A 23,961-nucleotide genomic window follows, 5' to 3' on the forward strand; every position below is an offset into this window, starting at 1 on the left:
CCCGCAAGCGGGAGAGGCGACATCGACTCGCGACCGATCTCGATCAGGGATTATCGAGCTTTACGCGTACCGCCCGTGGCAGTGCTTGAACTTCTTGCCGCTGCCGCAGGGGCAATCCTCGTTGCGGCCGACCTTGCCCCAGCTTGCCGGGTTGTTCGGATCGCGGTCGGCGGCCGGGGTCTTCGGCACCAGCGAGGCCTGGGCGAAATTGGCTTGGGCGAAATTGGCCTGCGCAAACGCCATCTCGTCCTCGCCGGTGTTCGGATCGAGCTTGTGCACTTCCATGGCCGGCAGCGGCTGCGGCGGCTCTTCCGGCGGCACGATCTCGACCCGCATCAACTGCGCGGTGACCGCCTCGCGCAAATGCGCACTCATCTCCTGGAAGAGGTTGAACGCCTCGGTCTTGTATTCCTGCAACGGGTCGCGCTGGCCGTAGCCGCGCAGGCCGATCACCTGACGCAAATGATCGAGCATGATCAGATGCTCGCGCCAGAGATGGTCCAGCGTCTGCAACAGGATGGTCTTCTCGACGTAACGCATCACGTCGGGGCCCCACTGCGCGACCTTGGCCGCCATGTGCTCGTCGACATGCTTCTCGATGCGCGTGAGCAGCTCCTCGTCGGCGATGCCCTCTTCCTTGGCCCATTCGTCGACCGGCAGGTCGACATCGAGCACGCGCTTGAGCTCGTCCTTCAGCCCAGCGGTGTCCCACTGCTCGGCATAGGCATGCTCGGGGATGTGCTTGGCGACGACGTCCTCGACGAAGGCATGGCGCATGTCGGCCACCGTCTCGGCGACGCTGTCCTCCCTCATCAGTTCGACGCGCTGATCGAAGATCACCTTGCGCTGGTCATTCTGGACGTTGTCGAACTTGAGCAGGTTCTTGCGGATGTCGAAGTTGCGCGCCTCGACCTTCTGCTGCGCCTTCTCGAGTGCCTTGTTGATCCAGGGATGGATGATGGCCTCGCCTTCCTGCAGGCCGAGCCGCTGCAGCATGCTGTCAAGCCGGTCGGAGCCGAAGATGCGCATCAGATCGTCTTCCAGCGACAGGAAGAATTTCGAGCGGCCGGGATCGCCTTGACGGCCGGAGCGGCCGCGCAGCTGGTTGTCGATGCGGCGAGATTCGTGACGTTCGGAGCCGATGATATAGAGGCCGCCCGGCTTCTTCACGGTCTTGGCCGGCTTGGAACCCTTGGCGGCCTCGACCTCGACGTCTTCCTCCGCCTTCAGCACGATCTCGCGGAAGCGCTCGATGTCGGCCTTGATCTGCTCGATCCTGGTGGCCTTCTCGGCCTCGTCGGTGATCCCGGCGGTCTCCTGCTGGATCCGCATCTCGAGCGAGCCGCCGAGCTTGATGTCGGTGCCGCGGCCGGCCATGTTGGTCGCGATCGTGATCGCGCCCGGCACGCCGGCTTCCGCCACGATATAGGCTTCCTGCTCGTGGAAGCGCGCGTTCAGCACCGCGAACAGCTTGGCCGGCTTGCCGGCGCGCGCGGCGACATAGAGCTTCTCCATGCCGGATTGGGAGGTGAAGTCGATCTGCTTGTAGCCGTGCTTCTTCAGGTACTCGGCGAGCACTTCCGACTTCTCGATCGACGCCGTGCCGACCAGCACCGGCTGCATCCGCTTGTTGGCGCGTTCGATCTCGGCGAGGATCGCGGCATATTTTTCCCCCTGCGTGCGGTAGACCTCGTCGTCCTCGTCGAGGCGCGCGACCGGCAGGTTGGTCGGGATCTCCACCACCTCGAGCTTGTAGATGTCGAACAATTCGTCGGCCTCGGTCGCGGCCGTGCCGGTCATGCCCGACAGCTTCTCGTACATCCGGAAATAGTTCTGGAAAGTGATCGAGGCGAGCGTCTGGTTCTCCGGCTGCACCGGCTGGTGCTCCTTCGCCTCCAGCGCCTGGTGCAGGCCTTCGGAGTAGCGGCGGCCCGGCATCATGCGGCCGGTGAACTCGTCGATGATCACGACCTCGCCGTCGCGGACGATGTAGTCCTTGTCGCGCGTGAACAGCGTATGCGCACGCAGCGCCTGGTTGATGTGGTGCACGACGGAGACGTTCTCGACGTCATAGAGCGAATCGCCCTTGAGCTGGCCGGCGTCGCGCAGCAGGGTCTCGATCTTCTCCATGCCGCCTTCGGTCAGCGTCACGGTGCGCTGCTTCTCGTCAACCTCGTAGTCGGACTTGTCGAGCTTGGGGAAGAAGGAATCGATGGTGTTGTAGAACTCGGAGCGGTCGTCGAGCGGGCCGGAGATGATCAGCGGCGTGCGCGCCTCGTCGATCAGGATCGAGTCCACTTCGTCGACGATCGCGTAATAGTGCCCGCGCTGGACCATGTCGTCCAGGCGGTACTTCATGTTGTCGCGCAGATAGTCGAAGCCGTATTCGTTATTGGTGCCGTAGGTGATGTCGCAGCCGTAGGCCGCCTTGCGCTCGGCATCGTCGAGGCCGTGCACGATCACACCAGTGGTCAGCCCGAGGAACGAATAGATCTGGCCCATCCAGCCGGAGTCGCGGCGGGCGAGGTAGTCGTTGACGGTGACGACGTGGACGCCCTTGCCGGCGAGCGCGTTGAGGTAGACCGCAAGGGTTGCGACCAGCGTCTTGCCTTCACCGGTCTTCATCTCGGCGATGTCGCCCTCGTGCAGCACCATGCCGCCGATCAGCTGGACGTCGAAATGGCGCTGGCCGAGCGTCCGCTTGGCCGCCTCGCGCACGGTCGCGAACACCGGAACCAGGATGTCGTCCAGCGTCTTGCCGTTGGCAAGCTGCTGCTTGAATTCGGTGGTGCGGGCCTTCAGCTGCTCGTCGGACAGTTTGACGAGCTCGGGCTCCAAAGCGTTGATGGCGTTGACGCGGGCTTGATATCCCTTGACCCGACGGTCGTTGGCGGAGCCGAAAAACTTGCGGGCGAGCGCGCCGATCATGCGTAATTCCTGTTCTTCGGTCTTGCGTTATAGCCAGAAATGGTCCACCGAATCGCCTGTCAACTCACCGTGACGCGCTGCGGGTCGAGCCCCGAACCGGGGACTGATCCGCCAATTGAGTGGGAAACAGGCCATCCAAGGTTCAACGGCCAAAAACGCAGCAAAATAAGCGCTATCGCCGTTGACACGATGGGTCAGAGATATGGCCCGGTCGGTGGGTTGTCAACGCTGGCAAGATGTCAAGGAATTCATCATTTTGCCCGACTTTCGCGTTGCCAACGACGCACGATTGGGCGAGTGTCCGCCCCGCTCAAGCTTCCCACCTTTGAGACAAGGATATTGTATGACCACCTCGCTCCCGGAAACGAAAACTGGCCTGCGCCTCGGCCTGGCCACCCTGGCCGCGACGGGCTGTCTTGTCGCACTCCTGGCCGCCGGCCTTCCGGCCCGGGCCGCCGACTCCGACCCGGTGCTCGCGAAGGTGAACGGTTCCGAGATTCGCGCCAGCGACGTGGCGCTCGCCGAGGAGGAACTGGGCCCGAGCCTGCAGCAGATGGACCCCGCGACCCGCAAGGACAACGTGCTGTCCTTCCTGATCGACATGAAGATCGTGGCCAAGGCCGCCGAGGACAAGAAGGTCGAGAACAGCGACGAGTTCAAGAAGCGCCTCGCCTTCGCCCGCAACCGCCTGCTGATGGACAGCCTGCTCGCCACCGAGGGCAAGGCCGCGACCACCGACGAGGCCATGAAGAAGGTCTATGACGAGGCCGCCAAGCAGATCTCCGGCGAGCAGGAGGTGCACGCTCGCCACATCCTGGTCGAGACCGAGGATGAGGCCAAGGCGATCAAGGCCGAGCTCGACAAGGGCGCGGACTTCGCCGAACTCGCCAAGAAGAAGTCCAAGGACCCCGGCGCCTCCGACGGCGGCGACCTCGGCTTCTTCACCAAGGAGCAGATGGTGCCGGAATTCTCCGCGGTCGCCTTCTCGCTCGAGCCGGGCAAGATCTCCGATCCGGTGAAGTCGCAGTTCGGCTGGCACATCATCAAGGTCGAGGAGAAGCGGAACCGCAAGGCGCCCGACTTCAACCAGGTGAAGGGCCAGATCGAGACCTACGTGACCCGCAAGGCCCAGGCCGACTATGTCGCCAAGCTGCGTGAGACCGCCAAGGTCGAGCGCACGGAAACCGCCAAGCCCGACGACGCTGCGAAGCCGGCGGACGCCGCCAAGGATGCGCCGAAGCCCGCCGACAACAAGATGGCGCCGCCGGCGAAGAAGTAAGCTTCGGGACGCTCACCGCGTTGCAATTGCGATGGCCGGGCTTGTCCCGGCCATTTGCTTTTTGGGCCGCCTCGTAGCCGGATGGAGCGCAGCGTAATCCGGGACAGACCCATCAACGGCTACGGCTGCCCCGGATTGCGCTTCGCTCCATCCGGGCTTCTGTAACGGGCCTTGGTTAGTCAATCCCTTTTTGCGTGGTCCACTTGCCGGGCACTTGCTTCTGTACGGGATCGGCGCAGTGGCCGTCGCCTGATGGGGTGCATTGAGGAGCCGGCCGGCCAATCTACGGAAGCGTGGTTGTGAACCGACTTCCCGGATGGCGGCCTGACCGGATCCGTCGTCCCGGCAAAGGGACTTCGCTCGGGGAAGGCCTGGTGTCGTGGCCTGCCCAGATCGGTTGAGGCTCCTTCCTTAGGTTGCGTGGGCCATCGGATTGAAGGGTTTCGCATCAGCCAGCATCCGATGCAGGATGACTGCGAGCTTGCGCGCCAGCGCCACCTTGGCCTTGCGCATGCCCGCACGTTTGGCAAGCCGCATGGCCCAGCTCTTCAGCGCCGAGCAGTTCCTGACCGGCTTGGTCAGCATGACGTGGGCGGCCTGGTACAGCGCCTCCCGCACCGACGCGTCGCCGATCTTGCTGATGCGGGCAGTGTAGTCGGTTTGCCCCGACTGATACTTCTTCGGGGTGAGCCCAAAATGCGCGCCGGTCGCCTTCGAGGAACGGAACCTGATCGGATCGTCGATCGCGGCGGCATAGGTGAGCGCCACGATCGGGCCGACGGCCGGCGTTGTCATCAGAAGCCGGGCCGGGGGATGCGATCTGGCGAGCTTCTGGGTGTGTCTGTCCAGGCCATTGAACTCGCGCAGCAACACGGCATGGGCTTCGAGCAGGGCCTGCGCCACCAGCTCAAGTCCGGGGTGGCCGGCGACGAGCTCCCGGATCCGGTTGGCGAACGTGCGCTCGGTGGTCTTGCCGACCTTCAGGCCAAAGCCCCGCAGCACGCCACGTACGCTGTTCTCGATGTCGCGCAGCTTCGACTGCAGCAGCTTGCGGGCCGTCAGAACCGCCCGCGTCTCCTGCGCTTCAATCGACTTGCAGTGGACCGGCCGGAACCAGCCGAGCCGCATCAGTTGGGCGATGCCGCGGGCATCGTTGCGGTCCGACTTCACCGGCATCGCCTTGAAGGCATCGCGGACGTGCCGGGTCTCCAGCAGCTCGACGGCAAGCCCGGCCGCGCGCAGCGCCGTGGACAGCCATTGCGACAACGGACCGGCCTCCAGTCCGATCCGCTCCATCGCCTGGCCCAGCGATCGGAACCAGGCGATCAGCGCTTCCGGCTCGCTGGCAACCTTCGCCTCCCGCAAAATCTTGCCCGCGCCATCGACAACGCAAACGCTCGAGCTTTCCAAAGACACGTCGATTCCTGCATAGTGGTACATGGTCGTCCCTTAATGATGCTTGGAGCGGGCTCGCCCGACTCCGTTTGAACACCATCAGTTTGAGGGACGACCGCCTGCCCGAAAAGCCGCACGCGAGCGCGCTTCCACATCGCGCCGTCGCGACCGGGCGGCTATATCCGTCGGCCCGTTACCCCATCTACGGATTCTTGAACGATTGATGACACCTGCGTCCGCCCTCTCCCGCTGCGACGAGCGAAATGATAAGGAGCGCTTCCCTCCCCGTAGCCGGAAGCCTTCCCATGTCCACCGCCGTCTCTCCACTCGCCCCGACTGATGTTCCCGACATGCCCGTGATTCCAGGCGTGAAGCTTGCGACCGCGGCCGCCGGCATCCGCTACAAGGGGCGCACCGACGTGCTGCTGGCGCTGCTCGATGAGGGCAGCACGGTGGCGGGCGTCTTCACCAAGTCGAAATGCCCGTCGGCGCCGGTCGAATGGTGTCGCGCCAAGCTGAAAGGCGGCAAGGCGCGCGCCGTCGTGGTCAATTCCGGCAATGCCAACGCCTTCACCGGCAAGACCGGCAAGCAGTCCACCGCGCTGACCGCGCAGATCGCGGCGAAGGCGGTCGGTTGCTCGACCGGCGAAGTGTTCCTGGCCTCCACCGGCGTGATCGGTGAGCCGCTCGACGCGACCAAGTTCGACGGCGTGCTGGCCAAGCTCGCCGAGACCGCCACGCCGGATCACTGGATGGACGCGGCAAAGGCGATCATGACCACCGACACCTTCCCGAAGGTCGCCACCGCGACCGTGAAGCTCGGCAAGGCCAAGGTGACGATCAACGGCATGGCCAAGGGCGCCGGCATGATCATGCCCGATATGGCGACCATGCTGTCGTTCATCTTCACCGACGCGCCGCTGTCGGCCGCCGTGCTGCAAGCGCTGCTCAAGACCGGCGTCGAGGACACCTTCAATGCCGTCACCATCGACGGCGACACCTCGACCTCTGACACGCTGCTCGCCTTCGCGACCGGCGCCGCGGCAGCCGACGGCGCGCCGAAGATCACCCGCGCCAGCGACCCGCGCCTGAAGGCGTTCACCAAGGCGTTCCACGGCGTGCTCGCCAACCTGTCAGAACAGGTGGCGCGCGACGGCGAAGGCGCCCGCAAGCTGGTCGAGATCGTGGTCGAGGGCGCGACGACCAAACCGTCGGCCCGCAGGATCGCGATGTCGATCGCCAACTCGCCGCTGGTGAAGACCGCGATCGCCGGCGAGGACGCCAATTGGGGCCGCGTGGTGATGGCGGTCGGCAAGGCCGGCGAACCCGCCAACCGCGACAAGCTGTCGATCTCCTTCAACGGCATCCGCGTCGCCAAGAGCGGCGCGCGCGATCCGTCCTACAACGAAACCGAGGTGTCGGAGGCGATGAAGGCGCCGAAGATCCAGATCAAGGTCGCGCTCGGCCTCGGCAAGGGCCGCGACCGCGTGCTGACCTGCGATCTCACCAAGGAATATGTCGCGATCAACGGCGACTATCGGTCGTAAGTCTCTCCTCCCTCTCCCCGCCCTTCGCGGGGTCGAAACGAGCGCAGCTCGCTCTTGGAGGGTTGGGTTGACGGCTCTCACCGCGAATGCGGCGATCGATGAACTCGTGGAGACTCCCCCTCACCCGATCGCATCTTGCGATGCGATCGACCTCTCCCCGCAAGCGAGGCGAGGCGGCGCGTCAGCTCGAGATCCGCGCATCGGCGACGGCCTTCTGAAACAATGCGTTCATCGCCGCCGCGATGCCCTGGGTCGGGCTGACCTCGAAATAGAGCCCGGGCGAGGCGCAGCTCTGCATGTTCTGGGCGATCTGGCTGTTCGGCGAAGGGCCGTAGGGCCCTTGGTTGAACGGGTCGATCCAGGTCATGTACCAGTTGTTGGTCGGCAGCGCGAGATAGGTGGTGTAGAGCACCGCGATCTTGATGCCGCGGTTCTTGAGCGCAGTGCACAGCGCCGGATTGATCGGCGACTGGCAGCGGTTAGTGCCCGTGATCGGCTTGAGGCAGGCGGAATTGGGTTCATCGGCCACGCCGTCGGACACGAAGAACAGATATTTGAGCGGCGCCGACGCCGTGCCCGCGCCCGGATTGGCAATCGCATTGTTGATCTGCGGAAAGATCGTGGTGAACTGGCTGTCCTTGTCCTGAGTGTAGGAATCGTTGTTGCCGTAGACGCCCATCAGGTCGATGTTGCCGGCCGCCGACTTCGCGCTCGACAGGCTCGACGACAGCGAGAACAGGCTGCGCAGCCCGTAGGTCGCCGAGGACGCCCCGAAGTCGTAGATCGCCATGCGAAACTGGTTCGAATAGGTCTGAGTCGCGGCCGCAGTGTCCATCAACTGCTGGGTCGCGCTGCGCAGCACGTCGATCCGCGTCGTCACGCCGAGCTTCTTGGCGAGATTGTAGTAGTTGTTGGGATCGGTGTAGTCGTGGCAGGCGAATGCGCACTGGTCGTTCGGCTTGAACTTGTTGCCGGTGGTGGCCGTGACCAGCGCCGCCACGTCCGCCGGCGTCGCACCGACGCCCATCGACGGCGAATTGTCGAGCAGCAGGTAGAAATCGACATAGAGCGGCATGTTGGCGGTCGCGGTCGACGTGCCCGTCACCCTGACCGTCTTGCGGCCGATCAGGCCGAGAAACATGGTCGGGACATCGGCTGCGAACTGGACCGTCGAGGTAAGGACGCCGCCGGCCTTGGTCACGGTCGGCGTCACGCTGCCGAGCGTGAAGCCGTTCTGATTGAACACGTTGCCGTTGAAGATCTTGGTGGCGTCGTCGACGGCCGCCGGGATCGGCCCGTCCGACGTCATGGCGCCGGCGGCGATGAAGCCGGGCGAGGCCTTGGCGATCGCTCCGACGCTCGCCGCATCGGCCGCGGACAGCAATTTGCTGCGGATCTGGTTGGCGCGGGAATAGTCGACCGCACATCCGACGGCGACGAGTATCGGGACCAGGGCAAGGCCGAAGATGATTGCAATGTTGCCCGAGCGGTCGCGGCGGAAACGGCTGAGGGTCCGGATCAAGATGCGCATGGATTCTGTGGACGGGGGGAAACGCGGAGGGACCCTCACGTAGCCGGTACGGAATTAAGGCGAGCTTATCGCGGCCGCAGAAAAAAGAGCGGAAACAAATCGTTTGGCCCGCAGAGCGTTGCTGGTTAATGAAAGCTTGAAGATCGCAACCGAACCATCACACCGCATGGCCGATATCAAGCTCACCCTCGTCGTCGCCTGCGCGCTTGTCGATGCCGACAAGCGTGTGCTGCTGGCGCAGCGCCCCGAAGGCAAGGCGCTGGCCGGCCTGTGGGAATTTCCGGGCGGCAAGATCGAGCCCGGCGAGCGGCCGGAACAGACTTTGACTCGCGAGCTGCATGAGGAAATCGGCATCACCGTGAGCGAGCCGTGCCTCGCGCCGCTGACCTTTGCCAGCCACGCCTACGAGACCTTCCACCTCTTGATGCCGCTCTACATCTGCCGGCGCTGGGAAGGCATGGTGGTGCCGCGCGAGGGCCAGAACCTCGCCTGGGTGCGCGCCAGCAAGCTCCGCGACTACCCGATGCCGCCCGCGGATATCCCGCTGCTGCCGCATCTGATCGATCTGTTGCTGTAGTCTTCCTCCCCCCTTGGGGGTGAAGTTAGTTTGAATCAGTCGAGCGGTGGGCCACTGCACCTCTCCCGCTTGCGGGGGAGGTCGGATCGCATCTGAAAGGTGCGATCCGGGTGGGGGCTTTCTCCACACAAAGGCTGTAACACGCGGCGACACCCCCACCCCAACCCTCCCCCGCAAGCGGGAGAGGGAGCCCTTGCATCTTGCGTCCCTAACGCTTCACCCGCTTCACTGCGGCCTCCAGGCTCGCCTTTGCCGAGCCCGGCTTCAGCGGCTTCGGCTGGCTTTCATGCGGCGCCCAGCCGGACAGCCAGACGATGTCGAAGGTGGCGCGGATGCGGCCGTCGGCGTCGGCAAAGCGTTCGGCATAGATCTGCGCCATGCGCAGCATGGTGGCGCGGCGGGTCGGAGTGCGGCGGCGCTCGCGCAAGATATTGGTCGCGCCCATGCGCCTCAAATCCTGCATCAGCGCAAACGCGCTCGCGTAGCGCACCACGACGCGGTCGACATCGGTGACCGGCAGGGCAAAGCCGGCGCGCTGCAGCAGCGCGCCAATGTCCCGCAAATCGGCGAACGGCGCGACGCGCGGCGAGACGCCGCCCTCGCATTCCACCTCCGCCGCGGCAAAGCTCTGCCGCAGCTCGGTCAGCGTGTCGCCGCCGAGCATCGCCGCGAGCAGCAGCCCGTCCGGCTTCAACGCGCGGCGGATCTGCGCCAGCACGCCGGGCAGGTCGTTGACGAACTGGAAGGCCAGCGCGGAGACGGCGAGGTCGAGCGATTCGGGCGCCAGCGGCAGCGCCTCCTCCGGCGCAAATTCGACCTGCCTGATCGAACTGACGCGCCCGCGCAACGCCTCCGCAAGGCCGTCACCCGGCGTCCACACATCCGCCGCAGCGGAAAAGCTGCGCGACACCGCCTGCACCCGATCCGCCATGTCCTCAGCGGCGCGCTCGAGCAAAAACGTCACTGCGCCATCGCGCCGCGCGCGCATAAGCCGCGCGCCGAGCAGCGCGCGGTCGAACAGGATGGGAGCGGTCGTCGGGTTCGGTGCCATGCCGGCTGGTTACGCCGGACCGCGGCCGCAGGCAATGCGGGTTGAGCCTTTGCCACTCCGACGCTAGCCTCACCGCATGGACGCCGAGGCATCACCCCCACGCTCCGTTGCAAGCCATCTGCGCAGCGCGCTCGGCGCGGCCGGCGGCGCCTGCGTGCAGACGGCGCGGCTAGTGCTCGACATCGCGCTGCCGACGCTCTGCGTGTCCTGCCGCGAGCCGGTCGCCGGCGAGGGTGTCTGCGCGGAATGCTGGGCCAAATTGTCGTTCATCGCGCCGCCTTATTGTCCGCGGCTCGGCATTCCCTTCGTCTATGACCCCGGGCCCGAGCTGTTGTCGATGGAGGCGATCGCCAATCCGCCGGCCTACAGCAGAGCCCGCGCCGCGGTACGCTATGACGATGTCGCGCGCACGCTGGTGCATGCGCTGAAATACCAGGACCGCACCGATCTTGCTCCCACCATGGGGCGCTGGATGGCGCGAGCGGGCAAGGAATTGCTGGGCGATGCCGATGTGCTGGTTCCGGTTCCCCTGCATTGGCAGCGCGGCTGGAGCCGCCGCTACAACCAGTCCGCCGCTCTTGCCAAGGTGATCTCGCGCCAGAGCGGCGTCCGGATGGCCTCCGGGGCGCTGCGGCGCATCCGCGCCACCGAGCAGCAGATCGGGCTGTCGCGTGCGCAACGCGCCAGCAATGTCCAGGGCGCATTCAAGGTGGCCGACGAGCGCAAGGCTGACATCCAGGGCCGCCGCGTCATCCTGATCGACGACGTGCTGACCTCCGGCGCCACGGTGACCGCCTGCGCGCGGGCTCTGCTGCGCGCCAAAGCCGCGCAGGTCGACGTGCTGGTATTCGCCCGGGTTGTCGATAGCCACCGCGCTCCCATATAATCCCACATTCTGGTTCAACCGAGCGCATCATGACCGCTGCCATTGAAATCTACACCCGCCCGGGCTGCGGTTATTGCACCGCGGCCAAATCGCTTTTGACGCGCAAGAACGCCGCGTTCACCGAATTCAACATCGCCAGCAACCCGGCCTACCGCGACCAGATGTACGGCCGCGCCGGCGCCGGTTCGACCTTCCCGCAGATTTTCATCGGCAAGACCCATGTCGGCGGCTGCGACGAGCTCTACGCGCTCGACCGCGAGGGCAAGCTCGACGGTCTTCTGGCCAACGGAGGCGGCGCCTGATGAGCACAGACAACACCTTCACCGCCGCGATGGTGCAGATGCGCACCGGCCTCCTGCCCGAACCGAGCCTGGAGCAGGGCATGCGGCTGATCCGCGAGGCGGCGGCGCAGGGCGCCGACTATGTGCTCACGCCCGAAGTCAGCAACATGATGCAGCTGAACCGCAAGGCGCTGTTCGAGCACCTGGCAAGCGAAGAGGACGACAAGTCGCTGCAGGCCTATCGCGAGCTCGCCGCCGAGCTGAAGATTCACCTGCATATCGGCTCGCTGGCGCTGCGATACTCGCCCGAGAAGGCGGTGAACCGCTCGTTCCTGATCGGGCCCGAGGGCAATGTGCTCGCGAGCTACGACAAGATCCACATGTTCGACATCGATCTGCCGGGCGGCGAGAGCTATCGCGAATCGGCCAATTACCAGCCGGGCGAAACCGCCGTGATCTCGGACCTGCCGTGGGGCCGGATCGGGCTGACGATCTGCTACGACGTACGCTTCCCGGCGCTCTACCGCGCGCTGGCCGAAGCCGGCGCCTCGTTCCTCACCGTGCCCTCCGCCTTCACCCGCAAGACCGGCGAAGCGCACTGGCACACCCTGCTCCGCGCCCGCGCCATCGAGACCGGCTGCTTCGTGTTCGCCGCTGCGCAAGCCGGCCTGCACGAGAACAAGCGCGAGACGTTCGGGCATTCGCTGATCGTCGATCCCTGGGGTGAGATCCTCGCCGAGGGCGGCGCCGAGCCCGGCGTGTTCCTCGCCACGATCGATCCGGCCAAGGTCGAGACCGCGCGCAAGGCCATTCCCTCGTTGCAACACGGCCGGCGCTTCGGCATCGCCGACCCCAAGGCCGGTCCGGAGCATCTGCACCTCGTCCGGGGCTCGGCATGATCCGCTACACCCTGCGCTGCGAGCGTGGCCATCAGTTCGAGAGCTGGTTCCAAAGCTCGTCGGCCTATGAATCGCAGGAGCGGCGCCACCTGATCAACTGCCCGTCCTGCGGCTCGGCCAAGGTCGAGCGCGCGATCATGGCGCCGCAGATCATCAGCAAGAAGGGCCGCGAGCCGGCTCAGCCAGCGCCGGCCGCGCCGACGGAAACAACCGCCAGCGAGCCGGCGTCGCTGATAATGGCGCAGGAGCGCGAGCTGCGCGCCAAGCTGAAGGAACTGCGCGACCACATCGTGAAGAACGCCGACAATGTCGGCGACCGCTTCCCCAACGAAGCGCGCAAGATGCATTACGGCGATATCGAGCATCGGCCGATCTATGGCGAAGCGTCGCCTGAAGAGGCGCGCGCGCTGATCGACGAAGGTGTCGAGGTCTCACCGCTGCCGACGCTGCCAGAAGACAGGAACTAGGCGCGAACTACCTCTATCCTCGTCATTGCGAGGAGCCAACGGGTCCGGCTCTCGGCCGGCCCAACGATAAACTCAGCGGCGAAGCAATCCAGCTTCGAGCGTGTTGCATCATGGATTGCTTCGCTTCGCTCGCAATGACGGGTGGGGCCAAACCGCCTGAACGACGCAAATGCCTCCCGACACCCTCTCCACTTGGCAGGTCTGGGCCTTCTTCTCCGCTGTGTTCGCCGCGCTGACCGCGATTTTCGCCAAGGTCGGCGTCGAGGGCATCAACTCCGATCTCGCCACCCTGATCCGCACCGTGCTCGTGCTCATCACGCTGTCGGCAATCCTGTTCGCGACCGGGCAATTCACCCATCCGGGACCGATCTCGGGCAAGAGCTGGCTGTTCCTGCTGCTCTCCGGGCTCGGCACCGGTGCGTCATGGCTGTGCTATTTCCGCGCGCTCAAGCTCGGGCCTGCAACGCTGGTCGCGCCGATCGACAAGCTGAGCGTGGTGCTGGTGGCGCTGTTCGGCGTCGTCTTCCTCGGCGAGCGGCCCTCGCTCTACGGCTGGATCGGCATTGCGCTGATCTCGACAGGCGCGGTCCTGATCGCGGCGAAGGGCTGACACATAGCGTTTTCAAGCGAAGTGGATACCGGTTCGCGTGAACAAAGCGCGTCAAAACAAGAATCTCTAAGCGGCAATCAACAGCGCAACGCCGATCACGATCAGGACGATGCCGGCGAGCTCGCGCAGCGAGAACGGCTGCTTGAGCGAGACATACGCCACGCCCTGCGCGAACAGCACCTCGATCAAGGCCAGCGTGCGCACATTGGCTGCCGCGGTGAGCGCGAAGGCCAGGAACCAGAATTGCGAGGAGAACGCGCCCATGAAGCCGGCGAACATCGAGGGCCGCCACAGGCCGAGGATTTTCCTCAGCACCTCGGGCGCACGGAGCAGCAGATAGACCGACAGGATCAGCGTCTGGACGAACAGGCTCCACATCAGCGTACAGGACGCCGCCGTCACGAAGGAGACGCCCGGCACCGTGATGATGGCGCCGCGGAAGCTCACCGCCGACAGCGCGAACACCGCGGCGGCGCCGAGGCCGAGCGCGGTCGGGCGCAGATCCGCAAACCCCTTCTGGCCGCCGGGCCGCAGCGCCGTGATGACGACGCCTATGGTCGCGATTACGATCGCGATCACCTTGGCCGTCGTCAGATGATCGCCGAGGAAGATGAAGCCGAAGATCGCGGTCTGGATCGCCTCGGTCTTCATGTAGGCCGTGGTCACCACGAAGGAGCGGTCGTTCATCGCCAGCAGCATGAAGCCGGTGCCGACGATCTGGCTCAGCGCGCCGACCACGAGCCACGGCCAGAACGCGGCCTGCGGCCACGGCACGTGATCGCCGGTCGCAATGATGGCGAGCGCGAAAAACACCACCGAAAACGGCAGCCCAAACAGAAAGCGGATGTTGGTCGCGCCCCAGGTCCCGAGCGGCCCCGTCAAGTGCCGCTGCATCGCATTGCGCGCCACCTGCCCGAACGCGGCGACGATCGTGAACGGAATCCAGAGCGAGGAGATCGTCAACATAAGCGAAAGGGAATCGGGGCCGGCGGGAGTATGGGTCCACCGTGCCGATTGGAGCTCACGCGGTCAACCGAGCCAGCGCATGACAGGGCTGCGGAGCGTCCACAAACGCAGTGTCGCCTGTGTGGAGACGGCACCGCCAAACATAGCCAGCAGCCTCAAACCTCCTCCGCCACCACCATGTAGTTCACGTCCATATCGGTCGAGATGCTCCATTTGTCGGCGAGCGGATTGTAGACCACACCGGCCTGCTCGGTGACGGTGAGGCCGTTGTCGGCGAGATAGCGCTCGAGCTCGGCGGGGGTGACGAACTTGCTCCAGTCGTGGGTGCCGCGCGGCAGCCAGCGCAGCACATATTCGGCGCCGACGATCGCCAGCGCAAAGCTCTTCCAGTTGCGGTTCAGCGTCGAGACCACCATCAGCCCGCCGGGCTTGAGCATCGCGGTGCAGCGCTTGAGGAAGGCGCCGACGTCGGTGACGTGCTCGACCACCTCCATCGCCAGAACGATGTCGAAGCGCTCGCGCGCGTCCATCTCCTCCACCGTGGTGCAGCGGTAATCGATCGACAGATGCCCCTTGTCGGCATGCAGCTTCGCTGCGGCGATGTTGGTGGCGGATGGATCGATGCCGATCACCTGCGCGCCGAGCCGCGTGAACGGCTCGCACAACAGCCCGGCGCCGCAGCCGATGTCGAGCATGCGCAGGCCCGACAGGCAGCTCAGGCTCTTGACGTTGCGCTCGAATTTGCGGCACGCCGCGTCGCGGATATAGGTCAGGCGCAGCGGGTTGATCTTGTGCAGCGGCGCCATCTTGCCGTGCGGATCCCACCATTCGTCCGACAGCTTCGAGAATTTCGCGACCTCGGCCGGATCGACCGAGCTGGCGGAGGATGAGGAAAGACTTGTCTGCATGGCCATGATTGCGCGCGCCCCTATCGCGCCGTGATCGAACTGCGGAACGCCAGCGGCGACGCGATGGTCTTGATCGTCTCGACGCCCTCGCCGACGCCTCGGATGGTCACGTCACCATAGTTGAGGATACGCCCGAGGATGCTCTGGTTGACGTCGACGCTCTCGACCTTGTCGAGGCTCATCTCGAAGGTGCGCCGCTTGATGAAGCCGGTTTTGTGCACGACGCGGAAATTGGTGACATCGGTTTCCGTGGTCCAGCGATGGAACCAGGCCGCGGCGGTCCAGTACAGCGCCGCGACCGCGACCACGGCCGCCGCCGCCAGGCAGAGCAGGACCAGACCGTCCACGGTCGTCATCCGCGACAGGATCGCAAGCACCAGCGCCACGATCCAGGCGACGATGGCCGGCCAATAGAAGATCCAATGCGCATTGGTCGAATACAGCACCTTTTCGCCTGGCTGCAGGATTTCGTCGATGTAACGTCCCATCCGATCCGCCTTCGAGTCACCTCTGCGCCACAGCCCGCAACCGGCCGACGCGCCCCCAGGAACCGGCTTGCCCCCGGGCGCGTCGGTATGTATACGCGCCTTTCGGTCCCCGCGCTTGCGGTTTTGGGCGCGGGTTACCCCACTTATCCTCTTAAAGGAATAGACGCGTCGTCATGGGCCGCCTCGTGATGAAATTCGGCGGTACGTCCGTCGCCAATATCGATCGAATCCGCAACGTCGCGCAGCATGTGAAGCGTGAGGTCGACGCAGGCCATGAGGTCGCCGTCGTCGTCTCGGCAATGTCAGGCAAGACCAACGAGCTGGTCGCCTGGTGCACCGACGCCTCTCCCATGCACGATGCGCGCGAATATGATGCGGTGGTCGCCTCCGGCGAACAGGTCACCTCCGGGCTGCTCGCGATCGTGCTGCAGGGCCTCGGCATCCAGGCGCGCTCCTGGCAAGGCTGGCAGATCCCGATCAAGACCTCGGACGCACACGCCTCGGCGCGCATCCTCGATATCGACGGTGCCGAGATCATCACCCGCTTCAGGGAGCGCAAGGAAGTCGCCGTGATCGCCGGCTTCCAGGGCATCAATCCGCAGACCGGCCGCATCACCACGCTGGGCCGCGGCGGCTCGGACACCTCGGCGGTGGCGATCGCCGCCGCGCTGCATGCCGACCGCTGCGACATTTATACCGATGTCGACGGCGTCTATACCACCGATCCGCGGGTGGTGCCTAAGGCGCGCCGGCTCGACAGGATCGCATTCGAAGACATGCTGGAACTGGCCTCACAGGGCGCCAAGGTGCTGCAGGTCCGCTCGGTGGAGCTCGGCATGGTACACAACATGCCGATCTTCGTCCGGTCCAGCTTCGACAAGCCTGAGGATATCGACCCGCACGCCAACCAGCCGCCGGGCACGCTGATCTGCAGCGAGGAGGAAATCATGGAAATGCACGTCGTCACCGGCATCGCCTTCTCGAAGGACGAAGCCCAGATTTCAGTGCGCCAGGTCGAGGACAAGCCCGGCGTCGCCGCCGCGATCTTCGGTCCGCTCGCGGATGCCAATATCAACGTCGACATGATCGTGCAGAACGTGTCCGAGGACGGCAAGACCACCGACCTCACTTTCACCGTTCCGGCCGCCGACTACAACCGCGCGAAGGATACGATCGCGTCCGCAAAGGCGAAGATCGGCTACGCGCGGCTCGACACCGCGACCGACGTCGCCAAGGTCTCGGTAATCGGCAGCGGCATGCGCAGCCACGCCGGTGTCGCCGCGAAGGCCTTCAAGGCGCTCGCCGATCGCAACATCAACATCCGCGCCATCACCACATCCGAGATCAAGTTCTCGGTCCTGATCGATGCCGCCTACACCGAACTCGCGGTGCGTACCCTGCACACGCTGTACGGGCTGGATCAGACGTAGGCGCCCACCGGCCGTCCACGTCGCTCCGCGGGAGCCTGGAATCCATATCAGTACGGTATGCGCGATCTGATGGATTCAGGGCAGTGCCCGGCATGAGGAGAGGGCTGGGCCGCGGTCGGAACAGCCGCACTCCAGCAACCGCGCCCCGGAGTTAGAATTTCTCTTAGCGGGCGCAGCATTGGCCTGACGCAGACGTTATTTGCCACTGGCAGGCGTTTTGCTTGGCAAAGCAAGCCTCGATTGGCTATACGGCCAATCAGGTGGGCTGCCCCAAACTGTGCCACAGTTTTGGCTATCCCGATTCGGCGGGACCGGCACTTGCGGCGACGCCGAATGACTAAAATTGTTGTTTTTGGCGAATTTTGCGCCAGCGGCTGACGATCCCGCTCGCTGGCCTCGTGGGAGGAATTGAAGCATATGCGGAGCGCGTCGGGAGGCCCCCGCGTCCTGTTGAGACGGCTCCGCGAGACCATGGCGGAGCAAGTCTCCGCACAGGAACGCCTCGACAAGATCGTGGTGCTGATCGCGGCCAACATGGTGGCCGAGGTCTGCTCCTGCTACGTGCTGCGTGTCGACAACACGCTCGAACTCTATGCCACCGAAGGCCTGAATCGCGACGCTGTGCACCGCACCGTGCTCAGCGCGCATGAGGGTCTGGTCGGCCTCGTCGCCAGCGAGGCGACGCCGCTGAATCTCTCCGACGCGCAGAGCCATCCGGCCTTCTCCTACCGCCCGGAGACCGGCGAAGAGATCTACCACTCGTTCCTCGGCGTGCCGATCCTGCGCGCCGGCAACACGCTCGGCGTGCTGGTGGTGCAGAACCGCGCCAAGCGCACCTATGTCGAGGAAGAGGTCGAGGCGCTGCAGACCACCGCCATGGTGCTGGCGGAGATGATCGCCTCCGGGGAGCTCGCCTCGCTCGCACAGCCCGGCCTGGAACCGGCGGCGCGGCACTCGCTGCACAAGACCGGCGCGGTCCTCTCGGACGGCATCGCGCTCGGCCATGTCGTGTTACACGAGCCGCGCGTCGTCATCACCAATTACATTGCCGAGGACCTGCCGAAGGAGATCAAGCGGCTCGACGCGGCGCTGCTCAAGCTGCGCTCCGACCTCGACCGCTTGCTCGAGCGCGGCGATGTCGCCGAGGGCGGCGAGCATCGCGAGGTGCTGGAAGCCTACCGCATGTTCGCCAACGACCAGGGCTGGTCGCACAAGCTGCATGAAGCGGTGGCCACCGGCCTGACCGCTGAGGCCGCCGTCGAACGTGTGCAATCCGACACCCGCGCGCGCATGCTGCGCTCGACCGACCCCTATCTGCGCGACCGCCTGCACGACCTCGAGGACCTCGGCCATCGCCTGATGCGCCAGCTGGTCGGGCAGGATCACGCGCCGTCGCGCGAACAGTTGCCCGACAACGCCATCCTGATCGCGCGCGCAATGGGCCCCGCGGCGCTGCTCGATTATGACCGCAAGCGGCTGCGCGGCCTCGTGCTCGAGGAAGGCACCGCGAACTCTCACGTCTCGATCGTGGCGCGCGCGCTCGGCATCCCCGCGGTCGGCGAGGTGCCGAACGCGCCCGGCATCGCCGATCCAGGCGATGCCATTATCGTCGACGGTATCTCGGGCGAGATCTATGTGCGCCCCTCGACCGAGATCGAATCCGCTTACGCCGAACGCGTGCGCTTCCGGGCGCGGCGGCAGGCGCAGTATTCTGCGCTGCGCGACAAGCCCTGCGTGACCAAGGACGGCCAGAGAATCGAACTGCTGATCAATGCCGGCCTGACCATCGACCTGCCGCATATCGACGACACCGGCAGCGCCGGCATCGGGCTATTCCGCACCGAATTGCAGTTCATGGTGAGCCCGACCCTGCCGCGCTCGACCGACCAGCTCGCGCTTTACCGCACCGTGCTCGACGCCGCGGGCGCGAAGCCCGTCACCTTCCGCACGCTCGACATTGGCGGCGACAAGGCGCTGCCCTATATGGAGACGGTGATCGAGGAAAATCCCGCGCTTGGCTGGCGCGCGATCCGACTCGGCCTCGACCGCCCCGGCCTGCTGCGCGGCCAGATCCGTGCACTGCTGCGCGCGGGCGGCGGCCGCGCGCTGAAGATCATGTTCCCGATGATCTCGGACGTCGCCGAGTTCGACCAGGCCAAGGCGATCGTCGAGCGCGAGCTGACCTATCTGCGCCAGCACGGCCATTCGCTGCCTGAGCGCGTCGATGTCGGCACCATGGTGGAGGTGCCGGCCCTGCTCTATCAGCTCGACGAGCTGCTCAAGCGGGTCGATTTCGTCTCGGTCGGTTCGAACGACCTGTTCCAGTTCCTGTTCGCGGTCGACCGCGGCAACGCCAAGGTCTCGGAGCGCTTCGACATCCTGTCTGCGCCGATCCTGCGCGCGCTGCGCGACATCGTGCGCAAGGCCAAAGCTGCGAAGAAAGCCGCCTCGCTGTGCGGCGAGATGGCGTCGAAGCCGATCGGCGCGCTGGCGCTGATCGCGCTCGGTTACCGCTCGCTGTCGCTGTCGGCAACCGCGCATGGCCCGGTGAAGGCGATGATCCTCGACCTCGACTCCAAGAAGGTCGAAGCGATGATCAATCCGCTGCTCGATGCGCCGTCCGGCAGCGTATCGATCCGCGAGGCGCTGACGAAGTTTGCCGAGGCCGAGGGGCTGATCTTGTAGCGACGCTCTCGTCGCGTCAGCCCGCTTCCGCCGTCCGCAATTTCCGAGAATCGCCCATGTTACCCGAAGCCAAACTCGATATCCTGCTCGCCCACCACGCTTCGCTCGAGGCCGAGCTGCTGGGCCAGGTGAATTCCGAGCGCTACGTTGCGATCACGCGCGAATTGTCCGAGCTCAATCCGCTGATCGATGCGGTCAAGGCCTATCGCACCGCGCGATCGGAGCTTGCCGGCGCCGAGGCGCTGCTGGCGGATGCCACGACCGATCCCGAGATGCGCAACATGGCGGAAGCCGAGCTGGAAACGCTGCAAGTACGCATCGGCGAGCTCGAGCAGAAGATCCGCATCGCGCTGTTGCCCAAGGACGCCATGGACGACCGCAACGTGATGCTGGAAATCCGCGCCGGCACCGGCGGCGACGAAGCCTCGCTGTTCGCGGGCGACCTGTTCCGGATGTATGAGCGCTTCGCCAACCTGCAGGGCTGGAAGGTCGAGGTGATCTCGGCGAGCGAAGGCACCGTCGGCGGCTACAAGGAAATCATCGCCGAGGTGCAGGGCCGCGGCGCATTCGCGAAGCTGAAATTCGAGTCCGGCGTGCATCGCGTGCAGCGCGTGCCCGACACCGAGACGCAGGGCCGCATCCACACCTCGGCCGCGACCGTTGCCGTGCTCCCGGAGGTCGAGGACGTCGATGTCGACATCAAGAACGAGGACCTGCGGATCGAGACCATGCGCGCGCAGGGCGCGGGCGGCCAGCACGTCAACAAGACCGAATCGGCGATCCGCATCACCCACATCCCGACCGGGATCGTGGTGATGATGCAGGACAGCCGCTCGCAGCACAAGAACCGGGCGTCGGCGATGAACATCCTGCGCTCGCGCATCTATGATGCCGAGCGCCAGCGGGTCGAAGCCGCGCGCTCGGCCGACCGCAAGGAGAAGGTCGGCTCCGGCGACCGCTCTGAGCGCATCCGCACCTACAACTTCCCGCAGGGACGCGTCACCGACCACCGCATCAATCTGACGCTCTACAAGCTGCCGCAGGTCATCTCGGGCGAAGCGCTCGGCGAACTGATCGACGCGCTGACGACGGAGCATCAGGCCGCGCAACTCGCAGCGCAGGGCGCGGCGGCGTAACGGGCCCCTCCGGATGGCCGAAGGCAGCGCCGTTCACGGCTCGCCGGGCGGCGGAGACGACTTCAGCAAGCGATGCAACGCCGGGCTCGCGGCACGCCGAAGCTCCTCGACATTCTTCTTGGAGAGCGATTGCAGCTTCCGCTCCCCCTTCTTGGTCAGCTTGAGCTGAACGCGCCTGGCATCCGTGGGGTCGGAAACGCGGCTGATCAGCCCGAGCTTCGCCATGCGATTCATCAGCTCGACGGCGGAGTGGTGCCGGATCAACAGGAACCGCGCGATATCGCCGACGGTCGCGGGACCGGGATGGACAAACCCCTTGATGCCGAGCAACGCCTGATGCTGCTGCGGCGTCAGTCCGGCCTTCCGCGCCGCATTCTCGCTGAATGCGAGGAACGCCCGCAGCCGGTATCGGAAACGCGCCAGCGCCTCATAATCGACCGCCCCGGCTGCAGCACTGCGCGTCGTCGTTCCGGCCGGCGCTTGTCGGTGCTTCGATGGAGGCATGTCATCCCTGTGCTGGCTGCCTGCCGATTGACGGTAACAGGATGACGCTAGCAAGACGAAGCGGAACAGACCATCCCGCCCACTGTCGCAGCTCACGTTTTCAACGACTTAGAGCGTTTTCGAGCGAAGTGGACATTGGTTCGTGTGAAGAAAGCACGTCAAAACAAAAATCTAGAGCTTCGGTTCCGAATTCAATCAGAACCGAAAATGCTCCAGCCGTCAGCTCGGCCCGCTCCGCACGCCATCAAGGCTGCGGCCACTGATCGTAGCTCGAACTCAGGATCTTCAGCAGCACGATCTGGAAGGCGACGGGAATGCGCGGGCTCCTGCGGCGGATCGATTTCTCCAGCGCTTCGGTGATCTCGCTCCTGGTGAGACGTCCGGCTGACGCACGCTCGATCAGGTCGCCCCACACCACCGACAGCGATTTGCCGGTGTGGTGCGGCGACGGAATCGAGATCCCGCGCGCCTGCGCCCAATCGACGATCTCGCGCGTCGTTTGCGGCCCGCAATTGCGCGCGGTCGCAAGATGCCGGGCCGTCAGCGCGCGGAGCAGATCGTCCGACGGCGACCATCCCGTCTTCGGCGGCACCTCGCCTCTGAGCTCGACCGCCAGTTCCTTCAGCACGTTCATCGCACGAACGCTCAAGCCGCACGGCTCCGCGGTGCCGTGGTCCGCAGCGACGCCGCCTCCGGGACCTTCCTTCCGTTCTGACGTTTCTTCGATCATGTCTCCTCATTACAGGACCGACTGCTGATTGGTAAATCATCGATATATCGTTGACCGATATAGTTCGACGAAAGTGACATTGACTAAATGTGTGGGAGGACAATGCTAGGCTAAACGGGCTGCTCCATCGCAGCCGGCGCATTTCGCCGTGGGTCGACCGATCCGGCGAGGGGATTATGCGCGCCAATAATCATGTCTTTGGAGGATATTAAGCGATGAGCACCAAGGAGTTTCGGCCGGGCGGAGGATTGAACGTTTCGCGTCGTACCCTGTTGCAGGCCGGCGCGGGCTTGATCGGCGGCACGGTGCTTCCGGCTTCTGTTACCGCACCGGCATTGGCCGCGGATCATCCGGCGATCGGGACCTATCCCGCCGGCTCATCCGGTTCTTCGGTCTTCATCGGAATCTCGGTGCCGCGCACCGGCACCTATGCAGTACAGGGCGAGGACGAGCTCAAGGGCTATGAGCTCGCGATCGAGCACATCAACAGCGGGCACGAGCTGATCAAGAAGATCTCGCCGAAGACCACCAAGGGCGTGCTCGGCAAGGAATTGAAGTACGGCGTCGCGGACTCCGCAGCGAAGCCGAACGAAGCCGTGCAGGCACAGCAGCGCTTCATCACCGAGAACAAGGCCGTGATGATCACCGGCGGCACCTCCAGCGCGGTTGCGGTGGCGCTCAACAAGCTGGCTCAGCGCGAGAAGGTAATCTTCGTCTGCGGCATCTCGGGCTCGAACGACACCACCGGCAAGGACTGCGTGCGCTACGGCTTCCGCCAGGATTTCTTCGGTCAGACCGCGGCGGCGGCGATTGCGCCGGTGCTGATCAAGCAGTTCGGCAAGAACAAGAAGGCCGCCTACCTGACGCCGGACTACACCTACGGCCACACCGTTACCAAATCGATGCAGGACTACCTCGCCCAGGCGGGCTGGACCACCAGCACCAACCAGGTGTCGCCGCTCGGCGCGCCCGACTACTCGTCATATCTGCTTAACGTCGCGAACTCCGGCGCGGACGTGCTGATCAACGTCAACTGGGGCCATGACGCCGTGCTGTCGACGCAGCAGGCCAAGCAGTTCGGCGTGCTCGACAAGATGAAGCTCGTGGTGCCCTACCAGGTGCCGTTCATCGCCCGCGAGACCGGCGGCCTGATGCAGGGCGTCTATGCCGCGACCGACTACTGGTGGACGATCGAGGACAAGTATCCACTCGCCAAGATGTTCAACGATGCGTTCGACAAGAAGTACGGCTACAAGCCGGAGTGGGGCGCGGAGAACGCCTATGTCAGCTTCGCGCACTGGGCCCGCATGGTCGAGGAGGCCGGCAGCTTCTATCCGCCCGACGTGATCAAGGCCTACGAGAAGGGCGAGACCCTCCCGTCGCTGGTCGGCGATGTCCATTATCGCGCGGAAGATCACCAGTGCGTCCGCCCGGTCATCATCGTCCGGGGCAAGATGGAAAAGGACATGAAGAACAAGGAGGACTATTACGAGGTCATCGAGATCGTACCCGGCGAGGGGTTGATGCAGAAGCCGGACGCATTCGGCTGCCATCTCGGCGACTACACCTGATTAAGCGTGGGAACTTAGGCGCCGTGGGCGGAGTTACTCGCCCGCGGCGTTGTTTTGTGTCGGAACGCTTGCGACGGCACACATCCGCTGAG

Annotated in this window: 21 protein-coding genes; 12 read left to right on the forward strand and 9 right to left on the reverse strand. The window is 65.0% G+C overall.

Features of this window, described 5'->3' with window-relative positions:
* Positions 1-60 precede the first annotated feature (60 nt).
* Positions 61-2,928 (reverse strand): preprotein translocase subunit SecA, encoded by a 2,868-nt coding sequence (gene secA / locus MTX23_RS34125; protein ID WP_280974455.1) that lies wholly within the window; start codon positions 2,926-2,928, stop codon positions 61-63.
* 343 nt (positions 2,929-3,271) lie between these two features.
* On the opposite strand from secA, the gene MTX23_RS34130 reads away from it, so the two are divergent.
* Positions 3,272-4,207 (forward strand): peptidylprolyl isomerase, encoded by a 936-nt coding sequence (locus MTX23_RS34130; protein WP_280974457.1) that lies wholly within the window; start codon positions 3,272-3,274, stop codon positions 4,205-4,207.
* A gap of 411 nt (positions 4,208-4,618) precedes the next feature.
* Here the strand turns inward: MTX23_RS34130 and MTX23_RS34135 are convergent, their stop codons facing one another.
* Positions 4,619-5,647: an IS110 family transposase gene (locus tag MTX23_RS34135; RefSeq protein ID WP_280973967.1), complete on the reverse strand. Its 1,029-nt coding sequence runs from the start codon at positions 5,645-5,647 to the stop codon at positions 4,619-4,621.
* Positions 5,648-5,907: 260 nt separating this feature from the next.
* On the opposite strand from MTX23_RS34135, the gene argJ reads away from it, so the two are divergent.
* Positions 5,908-7,149: a bifunctional glutamate N-acetyltransferase/amino-acid acetyltransferase ArgJ gene (gene argJ / locus MTX23_RS34140; RefSeq protein ID WP_280974458.1), complete on the forward strand. Its 1,242-nt coding sequence runs from the start codon at positions 5,908-5,910 to the stop codon at positions 7,147-7,149.
* 181 nt (positions 7,150-7,330) lie between these two features.
* Here argJ and MTX23_RS34145 read toward each other — a convergent pair whose 3' ends face one another.
* Positions 7,331-8,680: a TadE/TadG family type IV pilus assembly protein gene (locus MTX23_RS34145; RefSeq protein WP_280974459.1), complete on the reverse strand. Its 1,350-nt coding sequence runs from the start codon at positions 8,678-8,680 to the stop codon at positions 7,331-7,333.
* Between the two features lie 166 nt (positions 8,681-8,846).
* Between MTX23_RS34145 and MTX23_RS34150 the strand changes: the two genes are divergently transcribed.
* A complete protein-coding gene (locus MTX23_RS34150; RefSeq protein WP_280974460.1) occupies positions 8,847-9,257 on the forward strand; it encodes a (deoxy)nucleoside triphosphate pyrophosphohydrolase in 411 nt (136 codons plus the stop codon).
* A gap of 208 nt (positions 9,258-9,465) precedes the next feature.
* On the opposite strand, the gene MTX23_RS34155 is transcribed toward MTX23_RS34150, so the two are convergent.
* The gene (locus MTX23_RS34155; RefSeq protein ID WP_280974461.1) at positions 9,466-10,308 is read right to left on the reverse strand and encodes a methyltransferase domain-containing protein; all 843 of its coding nucleotides are present in this window, start codon (positions 10,306-10,308) and stop codon (positions 9,466-9,468) included.
* 76 nt (positions 10,309-10,384) lie between these two features.
* On the opposite strand from MTX23_RS34155, the gene MTX23_RS34160 reads away from it, so the two are divergent.
* From MTX23_RS34160 to MTX23_RS34180, 5 genes are all read left to right on the forward strand, one after another.
* Positions 10,385-11,194, forward strand: coding sequence for a ComF family protein (locus MTX23_RS34160; RefSeq protein ID WP_280974462.1), 810 nt, complete (start codon positions 10,385-10,387; stop codon positions 11,192-11,194).
* 29 nt (positions 11,195-11,223) lie between these two features.
* The gene (gene grxC, locus MTX23_RS34165) at positions 11,224-11,496 is read left to right on the forward strand and encodes a glutaredoxin 3 (RefSeq protein WP_280974463.1); all 273 of its coding nucleotides are present in this window, start codon (positions 11,224-11,226) and stop codon (positions 11,494-11,496) included.
* Complete coding sequence (locus MTX23_RS34170; RefSeq protein WP_280974464.1) at positions 11,496-12,374, forward strand: carbon-nitrogen hydrolase family protein; 879 nt, start codon at positions 11,496-11,498, stop codon at positions 12,372-12,374. Before grxC ends, MTX23_RS34170 begins: the two co-directional genes overlap by 1 nt.
* Complete coding sequence (locus tag MTX23_RS34175; RefSeq protein ID WP_280974465.1) at positions 12,371-12,841, forward strand: DUF1178 family protein; 471 nt, start codon at positions 12,371-12,373, stop codon at positions 12,839-12,841. The genes MTX23_RS34170 and MTX23_RS34175 overlap by 4 nt, the downstream gene beginning before the upstream one ends.
* Before the next feature lie 169 nt (positions 12,842-13,010).
* A complete protein-coding gene (locus MTX23_RS34180; RefSeq protein ID WP_280974466.1) occupies positions 13,011-13,451 on the forward strand; it encodes an EamA family transporter in 441 nt (146 codons plus the stop codon).
* 66 nt (positions 13,452-13,517) lie between these two features.
* Here the strand turns inward: MTX23_RS34180 and MTX23_RS34185 are convergent, their stop codons facing one another.
* From MTX23_RS34185 to MTX23_RS34195, 3 genes are all read right to left on the reverse strand, one after another.
* On the reverse strand, positions 13,518-14,417 hold the full coding sequence (locus MTX23_RS34185; protein ID WP_280974467.1) for a DMT family transporter: 900 nt from the start codon (positions 14,415-14,417) through the stop codon (positions 13,518-13,520).
* Between the two features lie 155 nt (positions 14,418-14,572).
* The gene (gene ubiG / locus MTX23_RS34190; RefSeq protein WP_280974468.1) at positions 14,573-15,331 is read right to left on the reverse strand and encodes a bifunctional 2-polyprenyl-6-hydroxyphenol methylase/3-demethylubiquinol 3-O-methyltransferase UbiG; all 759 of its coding nucleotides are present in this window, start codon (positions 15,329-15,331) and stop codon (positions 14,573-14,575) included.
* Between the two features lie 14 nt (positions 15,332-15,345).
* Positions 15,346-15,813 (reverse strand): PH domain-containing protein, encoded by a 468-nt coding sequence (locus MTX23_RS34195; protein WP_280974469.1) that lies wholly within the window; start codon positions 15,811-15,813, stop codon positions 15,346-15,348.
* Positions 15,814-15,986: 173 nt separating this feature from the next.
* Between MTX23_RS34195 and MTX23_RS34200 the strand changes: the two genes are divergently transcribed.
* The 3 genes from MTX23_RS34200 to prfA all read left to right on the forward strand — a co-directional run bounded on the left by MTX23_RS34200 (position 15,987) and on the right by prfA (position 21,064).
* Positions 15,987-17,243 carry an aspartate kinase gene (locus MTX23_RS34200; RefSeq protein WP_280974470.1) on the forward strand — a complete coding sequence of 419 codons (1,257 nt, stop codon included), beginning with the start codon at positions 15,987-15,989 and terminating at the stop codon, positions 17,241-17,243.
* A gap of 417 nt (positions 17,244-17,660) precedes the next feature.
* Positions 17,661-19,928 (forward strand): phosphoenolpyruvate--protein phosphotransferase, encoded by a 2,268-nt coding sequence (gene ptsP / locus MTX23_RS34205; protein WP_280974471.1) that lies wholly within the window; start codon positions 17,661-17,663, stop codon positions 19,926-19,928.
* A 56-nt stretch (positions 19,929-19,984) separates the two neighbouring features.
* A complete protein-coding gene (gene prfA, locus MTX23_RS34210) occupies positions 19,985-21,064 on the forward strand; it encodes a peptide chain release factor 1 (protein ID WP_280974472.1) in 1,080 nt (359 codons plus the stop codon).
* Positions 21,065-21,097: 33 nt separating this feature from the next.
* On the opposite strand, the gene MTX23_RS34215 is transcribed toward prfA, so the two are convergent.
* Together MTX23_RS34215 and MTX23_RS34220 are read right to left on the reverse strand one after the other, a co-directional pair.
* On the reverse strand, positions 21,098-21,568 hold the full coding sequence (locus MTX23_RS34215; RefSeq protein ID WP_280974473.1) for a MarR family transcriptional regulator: 471 nt from the start codon (positions 21,566-21,568) through the stop codon (positions 21,098-21,100).
* Between the two features lie 244 nt (positions 21,569-21,812).
* The gene (locus tag MTX23_RS34220; RefSeq protein WP_280974474.1) at positions 21,813-22,298 is read right to left on the reverse strand and encodes a hypothetical protein; all 486 of its coding nucleotides are present in this window, start codon (positions 22,296-22,298) and stop codon (positions 21,813-21,815) included.
* Positions 22,299-22,513: 215 nt separating this feature from the next.
* On the opposite strand from MTX23_RS34220, the gene MTX23_RS34225 reads away from it, so the two are divergent.
* Entirely contained in the window at positions 22,514-23,869 is a 1,356-nt protein-coding gene (locus MTX23_RS34225) for a substrate-binding protein (protein WP_280974475.1), read from the forward strand.
* Positions 23,870-23,961 lie beyond the last annotated feature (92 nt).

The organism is Bradyrhizobium sp. ISRA436, assembly GCF_029910015.1.
Classification (GTDB): Bacteria; Pseudomonadota; Alphaproteobacteria; order Rhizobiales; family Xanthobacteraceae; genus Bradyrhizobium.